The following is a 14,947-nucleotide window of genomic DNA, read 5'->3' as shown; positions in this document are numbered from 1 at the left end:
TACTGGTGTGAAAGGGCTACTTCTCGATTGTCTTGATGTCGCCTTGGGCAGCACGGTTGGCGTTGTAGGGGTCAATGTGCACGAGGGCATCGACAACGTTTTCGTTAGAATCGATGAGCAACTGCTCAACCTCTTCGGCAACATCATGTGCATCTTTCAAGGTCATCTGGTCATCGACGACAATGTGCACGTCCACATGCAAGTCACTCCCGACATAACGAGAACGGAGCCCATGTAAACTGATGACTTTCGGGTGCGAAAGTGCCAAATCTTTCAATTTCAAAAGAACTTCGGGATTGGCACCGCGGTCAACTAGCTGTCGAAGGCCCGGAGCCGCAATTTCTATCGCAGAATGTAAAATGAAAAAGGCCACAACGAGCGCACCGACAGAGTCGGCGAACCACAATTGCGGAAGCAAAATGGCAAAAATGACCGCTACAAGCACAGGAATCGAACTGAAGGAATCGCTACGGTGGTGCCAAGCGTTCGCCTCAAGCGCCTGACTGCGGATCCGTCGACCCGCATTTCGTGTATAGCGGAAGAGAATCTCTTTTACAAGAATCGAGGCAAGAGCCATAATCGCCACCGACATTTCCGGGTGCGAAGCCTCCCCCGACAACAAGGCTAAAATGGCGTTATAGCCAATACCCACACCCACAGCGGCAACAGCAAGACCAATGCCTATAGTAATTACCGTTTCAAAGCGCCTATGACCATAAGGGTGTTCAGCATCGGGAGGTGAGTTCCAGAAATGGCTCCCCACAATAACCGCGACATCGGTTATAAAATCAGACGCGCTATGAATAGCGTCTGCCACAAGCGCCTGGGAATTCCCGAATACGCCAACGACAAACTTGGCAACGGACAAAGTGGCGTTCCAGCCGAGCCCCACCCAAGTCACTTTACGGACTTCTGCACTATCGTCTTTTTTGCGTACGCGAGTCATGCCCTTTAAGCTAGAAAATTTGCAACCTTATGCGTCCACAATTCATCAAAATTGCTGTAATAAAAAATCAATGTTTCTATTTTTCTAATGCTTATGAAAAAACTTTTGAAAATCATCATCGTTATCGCCGTTTTGGCAGGCGTTGCCCTCGGCGTTAAATCGTACTTCTTCAACACGGACGCTACCAGCCAGGCTGGCGCCCTCATAAGTACCAAGGTGGTTACAGACACCATCAAGACGACAATTTCGGCAACGGGTACGCTTGAACCGGTTGACCAAGTGGAAGTCGGTACGCAGGTTTCTGGCGATATTGCCAAAATTAACGTCGATTTCAACTCCAAGGTCAAAAAAGGCCAGGTCATTGCAGAACTCGATAAGTCCAAGTTGCAGTCGACGTTAAAGCAGACGACTATTTCGTACAAGAGTGCCGAAAACGACTTGAATTACAAACAAAGCACGTACAACCGCGTCAAGAAGCTCGCCGAAAGCAAAAGCGCAAGCGCCGTTGAACTGGAACAGGCCGAATACAACTTGAACGCCGCCAAGCTCTCCGTCGAGCAGCGCAAGAACGAAGTCGCACAAGCCAAACTGAACTTAAGCTACGCGACCATCAAGAGCCCGATTGACGGAGTTGTGTTAAAACGCGCCGTCGATGTAGGTCAGACCGTTGCCGCCTCCATGAGCACTCCGACGTTGTTCGTCATCGCAAAAGACTTGAGCCAAATGAAAGTCATGGCTGCAGTGGACGAAGCGGACATCGGCCAAGTCAAGACCGGTCAACGCGTTACATTTACAGTCGATGCCTTCCAGAATGACACATTCCATGGCACCGTGCAAGAAGTCCGCTTGAATCCGACAACAACGAGCAATGTGGTGACATACACGGTCGTAATTACCGCCGAAAACCCGGAACAAAAACTTTTACCGGGCATGACAGCCACTTGCACCATCGTCACGCAAGAGATTACAGATGCAGTAACCATTCCGATCAAGGCTCTCAAGTTCACCCCGGCTGCAGGCACCCCGATGATGGACCCGAAAGATATGCCGCGTCCGGAACGTCCCAAGACTGCGGATTCCACGGTTGCAAGCGACAACTTCCCGCCCCCGCCTCCAGGCATGGGACCGGGTGGAGCACCGAGTACAGGCGCCAAGAAAAAGCATAAGAAGCCTAGACTTGAAGGCGACCATGTTTGGATAAACATCAACGGCAAGGCCGCGCCGCGCCGCGTGAAGATAGGCCTTAGCGACGGCGTGAACGTACAGATTTTGCGCGGTTTGAGCGTCGGAGATTCCGTGGTCACAAGTCAAGAAACGGTTTCGGCAAAGGGTTCAAGCGAACCAAACGCCAAAAGCCCGTTCATGCCACAGAGACCAGGAAAGAAGAAAAAGTAGTCGGTAGAGCAACGTCATTCCCCAAGCACATACTTTAAATAAGCATCCAAAATCATTGAGCCCCAGAGATAAATAATCGGGGCAGCTATTGCAAGGAACGGGCCAAATGGAATTTGCCCGTTTTCTTCGTTTTCGGGCGCATTTTTATTTTTTGCACCCTTTTCTGCGGCTTTGTTCTTAATCATTCCATACGGAACCATCACAAAAATTCCAAGGAAAGCCGCTACTAAAAGAGTCTCCACCGCACCAGTAATACCCATCAAGGCACCATAACCCGCCAAAAGCTTGACATCACCAAAACCCATTGCATCTTTCTTGAGAACTTTGGTCGCAATCCAGCCAAGCAAATACAGTCCACCGCCCGCAAGAACCGCCCCGAGCAAACTTTGGAGTGGCGTAATACCACCCGGCACAAGCGAAATCAAAAGTCCTGCGACAATCCCGCCCACCGAGATGGAATCAGGAATGAGCTTATACTTGCAATCCACCGCGCATACCGGATAAGCCCCAAGCAAAAGCCAGAACATCGCTGCGGCGTTCGCCCAAATTTCAGGCGCCAACACCGGTCGTGTTAGGTCTGTCCCGAACCCCGCAGCCGAATAAAGAGCAAATGCCCCCAGAAGTCCGCAAAGACTCTCGCCAATCGGGTAAATGATGCTGATAGGCTGTTTGCAACAGGCGCTTTTGCCGCGTAACCAAAGCCAACCGACAATCGGCAAATTGTAGCGGATTGGAATTCTCTTTTTGCAAAGAGGGCAATGCGAAGGAGGGTTCAAAAGCGAAATTCCACGCGGCATACGGTACACAATGACGTTATAGAAGCTTCCGACACAGGCGCCAAGGCCAAAAAATACGATTAACCAATACCAAAGTGGAATTTCTTGCATAAAATCCTCGTCTTTTTTCGAATATAATTATAATTTAGTTAAACATTTATCTAATACTGGGAGATCCCTTAATGAATATTGAAATTGCCGCTATTTGTGATGCCGCCACTGCAAATGATATTGGTGGACGCATGAACATTCTTGGTGCATTTGACCGCATTTTCTCAAAGTTTCCGCTTGTGATTCCGCAGTGCTCTGCTGCATTCCGCTTGCGCTACCAGCGTGCCGAAGCAGGGACGCATCAGTTGAGCTTGTCTATCGAAGATGTCGTTGGCCACCCGATTGTGCCGCCGATGCAGTCCGAAATTGAACTCCAGCCGGTTGCTCCGGGCTTTGACACAGCCGCTGTCAACATGATTTTGAACATGCAGCGTTTGCAGTTCACGCGTCCGGACAAGTACATTGTGCGCCTCGTCGCAGACAACGAAGAACTTGCAGCACTCCCGCTGTACATTCTCGAAGACCCGCGCCTTGCACAGCAGAACCAGCCGCCTCAGGCCAATGATTCTTCCGTTGACGGAAGAGCATAACGGCTTAACCAACAGGCAATAAACTGTAGGAAGGTTCGTATTACTTCTAAAATGCGCCGAGCATCAATGCCCGGCGTTTTTTCTATTTTATACCTTAATGGATAACTTCGCTCGGAATGACGTTTTTAAACAATCATTTTTATCTTAATAAAATGCACTCTACTTTTAAAATTTTCGTCCCGTTCATCGTTGCAGGCCTTACCGCTTGTAGCGGCATCAACGACAGTTGGGAAGTCAAAGGCGGCGGTTATCTCAAGTACAGTATTAACGGTGGCGACGAAATCACGCAGGAACTGGAACGAAACGATGTCGAAATTCCATTCATCAGGAACAGCCACCATTACCTGCTGATTAAAGTTCCCATGGAACGTAGCGAACGCAAAGACCAAATGAACATCATGGTCAACGAGCCCAAGCTCGGGAAAAACGGAATCATAGCAAGCTACACTTGGATACAAATCCAAGCAACGACCAGGGCACCACTCGTCGGCAACGACAATTACGCAACGATTGACCAAAAAGACGATATAAAGTGGACCGCTACATTAAATTTGCAGTTTAAAGACTGCAGACAGGGAGTTTGCAACGACAGTCTCCCTCCAATCACGTTCAAAGGGCGGTTGCAATACTGGATTGCAGAAGATGACCGGTAATACTGACCCGTCTGGGATTTTTTTTGATTTTTATGGCCCGCGCCCTTGACAAACGCCCAATCTTTTTCTAATATTGGGCTACCTTAATGGTCGATTAGCTCAGTTGGTTAGAGCGCTACCTTGACATGGTAGAGGTCACAGATTCGAGTTCTGTATCGACCACTGAAAAATCCTCGCTGAAAAGCGAGGATTTTTTTCTTGCATAGAATTTTATCGCAAAGAAAAAGCCCGCCAAGCGGGCTAAATCTTATTTTTTCCAGTTGTCGTCGTATTCACCGCCATAACGGCCAAGCTTGACCATGCCAACATTTGTAGCGTTAGTCACGTTCTTGACCAAATCATTAGGCGTTACAAACATGGCCTGTTGTTCTCTTGCAACCTTCATCATTTCGGAGAACGAAACTCGGTCGCCCTTCAAGAACGTCACCAAGGCTTGGATTACATCCTTGATGGCATTAATGATATCTATGAGAACAGAAATTGTTTCAGGAGTCAATTCCGGAAGCTTATCGGCACCCTTATTTAAGACAAGCTTTTCCAAATCGGCCAAAATTTCTTTTTTGGAACGGAGCTTCTTTGCAGGTTCAAGCTTTTTAGCCTTGAAGTCCTTTTTACATTCGTCTTCATGCGATGCTACGTAATCGGCATACATATCGAAGAGCGAGAAGGACTTCGACTTGCGACCAATAAGGGGATGATCCTTAAAGCCGACATCACCTCCATCCTTAATCTTCAGCTTAAGAGCCGGATTTTTCTTGGATGCATCCAAGTAGCACTGGTAAACAAACGAAGAGCACACCATCGTATGCTTGCCCGGGGTATTCTTTTCTTCGATGATTTTTTTGAGTTCTGCAGCAACCAAGCACAAGAATTCAACAACAACTCGAGATACAAGCGGTTTTGTAACCTTCTGCTTGAAGATAAGAATCAAACCCAAAAGAATCAAATCAGAAAACGGATAAGGCAAGTCCTGGAGCACATAATTTTTAGCAATCGGCACAACAGGTTCAACGCCCTTTTTACTTGCCTTATTATGACGCATCACATAAGCTTCGCGAGCGCTAGAATCGTCTCTCGTTCGAGTTGCATGAATTCCTTCAAGACCCGCTTCAGCAAGGACGCTTTCTTCATTTTGAACAAAGATTGCTCCATGCGACACATCGGAACCAGTGAACTTCATGATAAGTTTACTAATATCATCGTCAATGTCTCCCTTAAACACTAAAATATCGCCCGGGAGCAAGTCGTTTACAGAGAATTTTCCAGCTTTTTTCAGTTTTTTAGCCATTTTATCTTTCCTTTGTTTAAGTTGTTTAGAAAATACTTACAACAACATTACATTACAATAACCCATTTGGGTTATTTTGAATAAAAAATCACCCCTTCTTGGGATTATACAGACAACATTGGAAGATAATATCTTATTCAAACCACCGGTATTTGTGAAAGACTTTTTACAAATAGATGAAGTGAATACAAAAAAAAGCCCGGGGATTACCCGAGCGAATTTTCGTAGATGGCGCCCCCGGCACGGTGACCGGGGTGACATTTCAATTACTTAGCAGTGGAATCAACCACAACCTTAGCAGCAGAGTCAGCCGGAATAGCGACTGCAGCGCTATCAGCAACTGGTGCGGCCGGTTCAGCGATTGTTTCGGCCGGAGCAGCAACTTCGGCAGGCTTTGCATAAACAGGTGCGGCAGGAGCCGGGGCAGCGGCGGCGGCAGGAGCAACAGCGACGTCAGCCGGATCTTCGAAGAAGTTCACCTTGGAAAGACCGAACATCATGATCCAGGAAAGAACGAGACCGCCGATACCCATCACGATACCCGTGATAGCCATGCCTCGCGTATCCGTGTAACCCGTTGCGTGGGCAAGAGCGTTAGGAGGCGTAGAAATCGGGAGGCACATACCGAGAGAGCTTGCGAATGCGACAGCGACCATCAAGGAGGTCACGCCACCGAGCGGAGCGAGGTTGTCCTTGCAGCTCACAGCCACAACGATGAAGATCGGGACGAGCAAGCTTGCGGTAGAGGTGTGGCTCATGAAGTTTGCCATGAAAAGGCAGATGAAGCCGCAACCGACCATGAGGACGACCGGAGACCAGGTGTTGAACGGAATAGCGTTGATGAGGTCCTTTGCAAGACCTGTCTGCTGCAAACCGAGACCGAGAGCAAAACCACCAGCCACAAGCCAGAGAACGTCCCAGCTCATTTCGTTGAGGTCTTTCTTAGTAATCACACCCGTCAAAGCAAACACAGCCATCGGGATCATAGCAATCACGTTGTCGTTAAGACCGTGAACCTTGCTACCCGTCACCCACAAAATCACGCACACAGCAAAGGTAATGTAAACGATGATAGCGCGCGGGCTCTTGTCAAAACCTTCAGCACCTTCGATATCGAGGTTCATTTCCTTCATCTTGATCGGATAGAGCTTGAGGAGCAAGAACCAAGCAATAACCATCATAACAATCACATACGGAACACCGAATTCCATCCACTGGCCAAACGAGATGTTGAAGCCGCTGGACTGGAGAGCGCCAAGAGCGATGGCGTTAGGAGGCGTACCGATCGGAGTACCCATACCACCGATGTTTGCACCGAGCGGGATGGCAAGAGCAAAAGCAGCTTTACCGCGGTCGTTGGCATCAAAGAGCTTGAGCACCGGGCCGAGGATAGCGAGCATCATTGCAGCAGTAGCGGTGTTGCTCATGAACATGGAGAACACAGCAGTAATGATCATGAGGCCAAGGAGCACCCACTTCGGGTCCTTGCCGAACGGCTTCAAGAGCACACGGGCAAGGTTCTTGTCCATGTTGTACTTGCAAGCGGCAGAAGCAAGGAAGAAGCCACCCAAGAAGAGCATGATGATCGGATTGGCAAACGTTGCCATGATATCCTTGAACTTGAGCGGTTCAACACCTTCCACGCGGAACGGGATAAGTGCCGAGTTCGAAAGCGTGAGAATCATCAACACGATGACGAACATGGAGGTGGACCAGATTGGGAACGGTTGAAGAATCCAGAAAAGGGCTGCCATCACAAAGATTGCGATAACGCGAATTTCGAGAGTGTTCAACGCGTGGTCACCAACGAAGCCGAGGGCTTCGTACGGGACGAAGAGGGCAGCGATGGCAAGCACCGATGCAATAATGAGTTTGATGAGTTTTGCTTTTGTCATAACGAGCGCAAATTTAGTAATTAAACTTGCGTTCGGCTAGACTGATTTATCGGACCATAATGCGGGTAACAGCACTCTGGCTACCAACCTTGAGGCGAACGAAATAGACACCCTGTTTCGGTTTTTTCATCGAAATAGAGTTCGTGCCCTCATGAGCAACTGTTCCGCTCGTAGCAACCATACGGCCATCGATACCCACGACACTCACCTTGACCTTAGCACCGGCAAGATTCGAGACACCTTCAAAGCCGACATTCAAAGCATTCTGCATCTGGTTCACGCGGAATCCCGAAATGAGATTCTTAGCCACCTGAGCAGGTACTGCACTCTTGGTCACTCGAACAGACACATTCTTAGCCTTCGAAGAAAGCTTTACGTTCAACGGGCGGTCATTCACAACTTCAAACGTTTCTTCGCCAATCGTTGCAAAGACATGCATTCCCTTAGCGCGGACACTTTCGAGCCCTTCAAAGTTCAACTTGCCATCACGAGTTGTCGTAGCGCTTGCTTCGAGATTCCATTCGAGTTCATCGCTGTTTTTCTTGACGCTCTTAGCCAAGCGCTGCTTGCCCTCGACAATGGAGAGGTTCACACGGTCGCCCATGCCTGCAGGCGGTTCACTCAACGAGGAGGCTACACTACCCGCAGCCAGTTCGTTCCAATAATCGCGCTTGCCATTTTTATCCGTAAGCACAACGCGGAGGTTCCAACTTTCGGACATAGCGCTCTTGGAGAGCGACTTGGTCTTCTTTTCGCCTTCAAGAACAATTGCAGCCTTCAAAGGAATACGATATTCTCTAGTCTTGCTGGTGTATGCCCAGACAGCTTCATAAGGACCAAGTATACTTACCGTGTCGTAGTCACTTATATCCGCTTTCCACTTCTTGAACACGACATCATCGTTTTGCGGGAGTTTGACATACCAACCATAGGGGTTAGCCACCAAATTCCAACCGGTATACTTGTTTTCCAATTTCCAAACGATTTCATCCTTCATGTTCGGAGTCTGCAAGCTGAGCATGAGCGGTTCATCGTCAACAGAACCGTACCAGTAACCGCGAGTGGAATCGAACTTATCATCGGCATCATATCTGCGATACTGCCAGTAATCGCCAATAGGACTCGATTCATCCCACCAGAACACAGATGTTGCAACTTCGTTTTGCGATTCGATTGCTTCACGGCAGACTTCATCCACGCTTTCACGCAAGTCAGCATCATCCGGCGAACGTGCAAGATCTTCCTTCATTTGGCGACATTCTTCGATGGCCCTAATTTCGGCCTTACGAGCAAAGCGATCCTTCAAGTCGTTCTTGCAATTTTCACCCTTATCATTGCAGAAGGCGTACAGAGAATACGTCTGCCAGGTATTCGAAACCAGATCCACTCGCTTTTCTGTACTGCCAACGAAAATACTATCGTAGGCAACAATGGAATCTTTGCCATTCGTAAGCGTAATGAGCACCTTGTATTCACCTGCAGGGGCCGGATCCAAGCTCCAAGTGCCGTTCTTAACGTCACCCACCGTTTTTCCATCGACCACCGTATCGAGGTAAGTACCTACATCAGACTTCACAATAATGTGGTAATCCACCTTGGCATGCGAATCCGGAAGCGTATCGTTGATTGTCATGCGGAGTGCACTGCCGTCTTGTTTTGCGGTCGGTTTTGCAACAACCGTAAAGATATCGCTTGCGCTAGAGCTAGACTTGTCATTGACAGCACTGCTGCTAGAACCGTTACCAGCGCTAGAAGAACTAGACTTGTCGCCATTTTCTACACTCGAAGAACTCGAGGATTCCGAGGCGTTTTCGCTGCTAGAACTAGAGCTAGAAATAGAAGAACTGGAGCTAGACTGCTGATTAGAGCTACTCGAATTCGGGCAAGCCTTGGTATTAGCCTTGACTTCCAAATCACCTTTGACCTCGCTAAAATCAGTGTTCCAGCCATCAAAGCACAGGTCACCCAACGGTTCTGGCGAATCCGGTGCACTTGCCGGCAATCCTTCCTGAACGTTTTGCGTATTTATTATAGTCGTGCCATCCAGACCATAGAAATTGACCTTAAATACGCACTTTCTCGTATTTGCCTTGACTTCCAAATCACCTTTGACCTCGCTAAAATCAGTGTCCCAGCCATCAAAGCACAGGTCACCCAACTGTTCAGGCGTGGTCGGTGCCCTTGCCGGCAATCCTTCCTGAACGTTTTGCGTTTTTATTACAGTCGTGCCATCCAGACCATAGAAATTGACCTTAAATACGCATTTTTTCGTATTCGGTTTGACTTCCAAATTGCCTTTGACCTTGCTAAAATCAGTGTCCCAGCCAATAAAGCACAAGTCATCCGTCTGCAACGGGTCTGCCGGAGCAACAGCTGCTTCCCCGTAAAGGACTTCCTGCTCCGAGCCTTCAATGACAAATCCTCTAATGTCATAGAACTTTACCGTATATGCACACTTTTTCGTATTCGGTTTGACTTGCAAATTGCCTTTAACCACGCTAAAATCAGTGTTCCAGCCATCAAAGCACAAGCCATCCTTCGGCGATGGGTCTGCCGGAGGAACAGCAGCTTTCCCATCAAGGACTTCTTGTTCCGAGCCTTCAATGAGATTTCCACCAATGTCATAGAACTTGACTGTAAATTTTTCTATCGGGCAATCCCCATATATGGCAGTAATTGTCATCGGGGCAACCACATTCGTAAAGTCCGCCGGATTCCAGCCCGTCAAGCACTTACCTTCCGACTTCAATTCGACATTCTCCGGAACAACGGCAGCATCACCAATTTTGACATTCTGGGTTTTGTTGCCTGCCGCATCCTTGAACACCACCTGGACCTTCGGAGAAACATAGGTCGTTCCCAAAAACGGATAATCATGAGTATCGTCAAAAGACCACACCTGTTCGTCTTCATCCCACGGAGAATTCAAAAAACCCGCAAAGGTCTCAGACTTCATATAAGATTCCGTAACGGTACCGTTCATAGAAGAACCATTTTCTCCATTCTGCAGATCCATAGCAGAACCATTACGGACATTGTTCTTTGCTACAAACTTGTCGAAGGTGACGCCATTCTGAATCTCGTTAAAATACATTACATTGTTATATTCACCATAATTGTAGAAATAGCCTATAGCCTTAACATTATCGCTACCATAATGGAAATTCGAGATAATTTTTGGTTTATTTCCCAAGCCATCACCGGTAAGATGGCCAAAGAGATAACCAGCCTTACCCTTACTTCCGCTCTTATTTAATTTATTTTCAATAGAACCGATAAAGTAGTTATTCTTTATAATATCAATATCAGCCTTAGCATCTACCGTACCAATCAAGCCTCCGACATGGAAATCCTTTTTAGGAGCATCAGTTCCTGAGGAACCCTTGAAATTACCGTCGACTGAACTCTTGCTTATTTCTCTAGGCGACAAGCACATACCGCAAATGCCACCAATCGACGACGATGTACTAGAGCTTTTGGTTTCACCACTATACGACACAATATTATTGTCTTTTTCACTATCACCCTTTACTTGAACATTACTGAATTCAATCTTGGAATTTCCAGACTGAATCATAGGGAATTTTCCAACAATACCGCCAACACGGGCATTAATACCATCATCATTAATATCTAGTAAGCCCTTATAAGATAGCTTAGCCAAGCGAACATAATCAATTGCCGAATTAAAAAGGCTGACAGTGCCAAAAACACCACCGACAAGCACGGAATCCAAATCATCACTTGCAGATCTTTTGGCTTTATATGAAATAGAAACTTTCGATTCATTCTCAGAAATTCCGCCTTCATCAAGAGAAACAATAGCATCACCGACAAGGCCACCCATAGCAGCAGAAGTACGAACCGACAACGACGTCTTCCCGGTTTTACTGTAGCCACCATCCAACTTGATATTACCCGAAGCATTAGATTTTTGAAGCGTTAAATACAAATCATTACGATTGCCTGAATTATTTACATGATCGCATGATGCAAAACCGGCAATTCCACCCATATAATATTGGAAATTTCCACTTTCCTGTATCGATTCTTCAATGTTTGCATTCACGACATTTGATTCAATAATTTTTAGAATACCACCATTGCAAAGATCGGCATTTCCGACAACACCGCCCAAATAAAGCTTTTGCGTTGCATCAACATCACTGATTTTAAACCTGCTTTGCTTTATATCCAAATTCGTCACTGTCGATTGACTAATAGAAAACTCTGTAATCGGTGAATTATTGTTATCAAGCCTTCTTGAAGCCCCCAATATACCACCCATAGCAGTACCACCGGAAATAAAAGCATTAACACCCACATCACTGGAAGAGCCGTGAATATTCACTTCGGTAATTTTAGAATCTCGATTGGTAACCTGCGAGAACTGGTTACTTTTCGGAGCATAAACGTAATGTCCAACAAGGCCGCCCAAAGCCGACATATCTACAGCAGCTTTATTTTCCACTTGGACAGCAAGATCAATATCCTCAAAATTTGTAAAGTATGCCGCACCAGCTAAACCACCCAAAAGAACCTTATACGGATCAAAAACAGCGACATTTTCACCATACTTATAAATCGCTTTTCCGATATAGTCTTCTGTAATTGATATTCCATTCGTTACTTTAATAAACGAGTTATCAATAGTCGAAACTTTTGTAATTGTCGATCCCTCGATAAATCCGGCTAAACCACCTGCAAGCGGAGCTTGAATAACAACATCCTTTAATTTTACATTTGTCACAGTGCTATTAGAAATTCTAGCAGCAAGAGCGCCTGCCGGCTGATAATCACCGCCACTTGTTAATGCAGGTTCCCCGCTTGTAACGGCAAAATAGACATTCGAAATTATCAGGTCTCTTATCGTTTTATTACCATTCGTTTGATTACCGACCACTTCCCCAAACAAGCCTAAATACCGCTTGGTCTGTCCATTGTCAATACAACAAAAGTTCGACATCATGTGGTTATGTCCATTAAAGGAAAGACCAGAGAAAGGCAAAAAGTCAAAATTTTCCGAGCAACTTCCATTTTCAAAAGTATAACCAAAGTCAATGTCTGTAGCAAGATTCAGCTTAATCGATTGCATCTTGGTCGCATCTGGTGTACCTGATATCCATTGCTGACTAATCGCATTAACGAAAGCGGAGCGAACAGTTTGCGCGGGCTTTATTTCATAAGACTTGACACAAGTACCTTCTTCAAAAGAATTTCCGGCAACACAATTTTTTTTGTACAGACCTATATAAAGTTCTTTCGACTTATAGTAGAGATTCAGATATTGTTTTGTGACAGCACCCTGAGCCCAAACGGACATCGGGAGGAACATAGCGGTGAGAACGAGCAAACGGTTTAGATACTTCATATCGACCTTCTGGGAATTTCTATGGTAAAAAATAATTTTTATGAAGAAATTCGCAACCGTGACTGCAAGAAAAAAATATCATTTGTGACCACAAACACGATATAGCCGATTTGCTTACAAATATTTAATTGCCCCGGAGCTATAGGTTTACTAAATTGATTGTAGCCGTTAGGGCGTTTCATAGGAGTTACGATGATTAAAAAGGTTATTCTTCTCGCTGCAGCGATTGCCACATCCAGCTTTGCAACATGGGATTACTTTCCTCTTTTGCAAAACAACCAAGGCTCCATCAAAGCCGGACTTTACTACGACACAGACGATGACTGGTCCCAAATGGGCCTCAAGGTCGGCGCTCGAATGAACCTTATGCCGCAATTGGAACTCTCTTTACAGGGTTTCGGCTACCAGTTCTGGGGTGAAACAGATTGCGATGCCTGCGCTGAAGGCGGTAGCGGTCTGCGTGACCTGGCAATCGGCGTGCGCTACGCCCTGGACCCGGAACTTTACTTCTTCTTGGACTTTAACCTCCCCATCGGCAAGGACAAGGCTAAGGGGCTCGGCACAACGGCTCCGAGCCGCCACGAAATGTCCTTCTATTTTGGCGCTCAGCACAGCCAAAAGATCGAAGCTATCAAGGGAGCGGCTTTTGGTACGGAAGCAGGTTTGTTCTGGGGATTTGAACACCATAACGTCGAAAGAGGCCTCGAACTGCGCTTGGGCGGCGAATTCGACTACACCCTCCCTTCCATGCCTTTAACACTTGCTCTTGGCGGTCAGTTCTGGATGCGCCTTTTCAAGTCTGAATACGACAACGGTAACAAGGATGTGGACTTGCATGACGACTGGTCCAACCAGTTCAAGTTCTGGATCGGCGTTAACTTTGCAGTGAACAGCAACATAACCCTCAACGGCCAAATCATTGCACGTAGCGAAGACATCAAGAAAAAGTCAAAGGATCCGTTCACTATAGGAATGGAAGGTGATGCTATCGGTTTCACCTTTGATGTTGAATTCAAGTTCTAATAGTTTCTTTGCCCTCATTGGCAGAACATGAAAATTACGTGAGCCAGCCCACATCGTGGTTGGCTTTTTTTATTGAGTGAATTTTTTTCGCTCTTTCAAATAACCTTTTTGTAACATTTTTGTTATATTAAAATAAAACTTTACAAGGAGATTTAATATGTTAAAACAAGTCTTGCTGGGCGCAGCCATTCTCGCCACATCCAGTTTTGCAACCTACAGCCAGTTCCCGGTTCCGCAAGCAAATAGCGGTGAAGTCAAGGTCTACACCGACTTCACGATGCAGGACAAGGGCAAGGCATGGGACCTCGGGCTCAAGGGCCGCTTTGTTCCGGTTCAGAACTTGGAACTTTGGTTAGCCCTCCCCTTCACGCTGAAGACCAGCTGGGATGGCCATGATACCGAAGGCGATGGCATGCACAACTTGACTTTCGGTGGCCGTTACCAGATTGCCCCGAACTTCGCCGCCTTCCTTGACCTTACCTTCCCGACCGGCAAGGACAGAATCAGCGATGACGGTTTTGGCTTCTATCTTGGTGGCCAGTACTCTCAGAAATTCGGAACCCTTGACTTTGGTTCTGAAATCGGACTCGGTTTCAATACCGAAGGCGATGACAAGTTCAAAGGCCCGCTGCAGTTGACACTCATTGGAGAATTGGATCCGGAAGTTTCCCAGGTCGTTTCTCCGTATGTCGGCATCATTCTCAAAATTGCTTTGGGCGACCCGAAGTATGATGGTCACAAGTCTGGCGATACAAGCGGTGACGTAGGTGTATTCCCGTACGTTGGCGCAACATTTGCCATCAACAACATGTTCTCGTTTGACGTGAGCGCAACGTTCGGCTTTGGCGAAGATTACCTCTTGCACTTCTACGGCAACGACAAGGTGCCTATAACAATCGAAGCTGCATTCGCCGCAAGTTTCTAATAGAACACTTAAAACAACAAAAAGTCCCGGCCTA

10 protein-coding genes and 1 tRNA gene are annotated in these 14,947 nt (G+C 46.8%); 6 read left to right on the top strand and 5 right to left on the bottom strand.

Going from position 1 to position 14,947, the window contains the following annotated elements:
• Nucleotides 1–16: 16 nt before the first annotated feature.
• Nucleotides 17–946: a cation diffusion facilitator family transporter gene (locus BUQ91_RS14585; RefSeq protein WP_074209796.1), complete on the bottom strand. Its 930-nt coding sequence runs from the start codon at nucleotides 944–946 to the stop codon at nucleotides 17–19.
• Nucleotides 947–1,039: 93 nt separating this feature from the next.
• Between BUQ91_RS14585 and BUQ91_RS14580 the strand changes: the two genes are divergently transcribed.
• The gene (locus BUQ91_RS14580) at nucleotides 1,040–2,341 is read left to right on the top strand and encodes an efflux RND transporter periplasmic adaptor subunit (protein WP_074209806.1); all 1,302 of its coding nucleotides are present in this window, start codon (nucleotides 1,040–1,042) and stop codon (nucleotides 2,339–2,341) included.
• 14 nt (nucleotides 2,342–2,355) lie between these two features.
• On the opposite strand, the gene BUQ91_RS14575 is transcribed toward BUQ91_RS14580, so the two are convergent.
• Nucleotides 2,356–3,228: a prepilin peptidase gene (locus BUQ91_RS14575; RefSeq protein WP_074209795.1), complete on the bottom strand. Its 873-nt coding sequence runs from the start codon at nucleotides 3,226–3,228 to the stop codon at nucleotides 2,356–2,358.
• Between the two features lie 71 nt (nucleotides 3,229–3,299).
• On the opposite strand from BUQ91_RS14575, the gene BUQ91_RS14570 reads away from it, so the two are divergent.
• From BUQ91_RS14570 to BUQ91_RS14560, 3 genes are all read left to right on the top strand, one after another.
• The gene (locus BUQ91_RS14570; RefSeq protein ID WP_074209794.1) at nucleotides 3,300–3,758 is read left to right on the top strand and encodes a DUF6941 family protein; all 459 of its coding nucleotides are present in this window, start codon (nucleotides 3,300–3,302) and stop codon (nucleotides 3,756–3,758) included.
• A 152-nt stretch (nucleotides 3,759–3,910) separates the two neighbouring features.
• Nucleotides 3,911–4,411: a hypothetical protein gene (locus BUQ91_RS14565; protein ID WP_074209793.1), complete on the top strand. Its 501-nt coding sequence runs from the start codon at nucleotides 3,911–3,913 to the stop codon at nucleotides 4,409–4,411.
• A gap of 88 nt (nucleotides 4,412–4,499) precedes the next feature.
• Nucleotides 4,500–4,573: transfer RNA gene (locus BUQ91_RS14560), tRNA-Val, on the top strand.
• An 85-nt stretch (nucleotides 4,574–4,658) separates the two neighbouring features.
• Here the strand turns inward: BUQ91_RS14560 and BUQ91_RS14555 are convergent.
• The 3 genes from BUQ91_RS14555 to BUQ91_RS15440 form a co-directional block, all read right to left on the bottom strand.
• Nucleotides 4,659–5,699: a hypothetical protein gene (locus tag BUQ91_RS14555; protein WP_072830163.1), complete on the bottom strand. Its 1,041-nt coding sequence runs from the start codon at nucleotides 5,697–5,699 to the stop codon at nucleotides 4,659–4,661.
• A gap of 266 nt (nucleotides 5,700–5,965) precedes the next feature.
• Nucleotides 5,966–7,594 carry an SLC13 family permease gene (locus BUQ91_RS14550; RefSeq protein WP_074209792.1) on the bottom strand — a complete coding sequence of 543 codons (1,629 nt, stop codon included), beginning with the start codon at nucleotides 7,592–7,594 and terminating at the stop codon, nucleotides 5,966–5,968.
• A gap of 46 nt (nucleotides 7,595–7,640) precedes the next feature.
• A complete protein-coding gene (locus BUQ91_RS15440) occupies nucleotides 7,641–12,965 on the bottom strand; it encodes a T9SS type A sorting domain-containing protein (RefSeq protein WP_083601301.1) in 5,325 nt (1,774 codons plus the stop codon).
• Nucleotides 12,966–13,157: 192 nt separating this feature from the next.
• Between BUQ91_RS15440 and BUQ91_RS14535 the strand changes: the two genes are divergently transcribed.
• Nucleotides 13,158–13,988 carry a hypothetical protein gene (locus tag BUQ91_RS14535; RefSeq protein ID WP_072830157.1) on the top strand — a complete coding sequence of 277 codons (831 nt, stop codon included), beginning with the start codon at nucleotides 13,158–13,160 and terminating at the stop codon, nucleotides 13,986–13,988.
• Between the two features lie 157 nt (nucleotides 13,989–14,145).
• Nucleotides 14,146–14,913, top strand: a complete 768-nt coding sequence (locus BUQ91_RS14530; protein ID WP_072830155.1) for a hypothetical protein — start codon at nucleotides 14,146–14,148, stop codon at nucleotides 14,911–14,913.
• Nucleotides 14,914–14,947: the final 34 nt, after the last annotated feature.

The sequence above is a fragment of the Fibrobacter sp. UWB11 genome, from assembly GCF_900143015.1.
Lineage (GTDB): Bacteria > Fibrobacterota > Fibrobacteria > Fibrobacterales > Fibrobacteraceae > Fibrobacter.
This window is presented reverse-complemented; position numbering and strand designations above follow the sequence as displayed.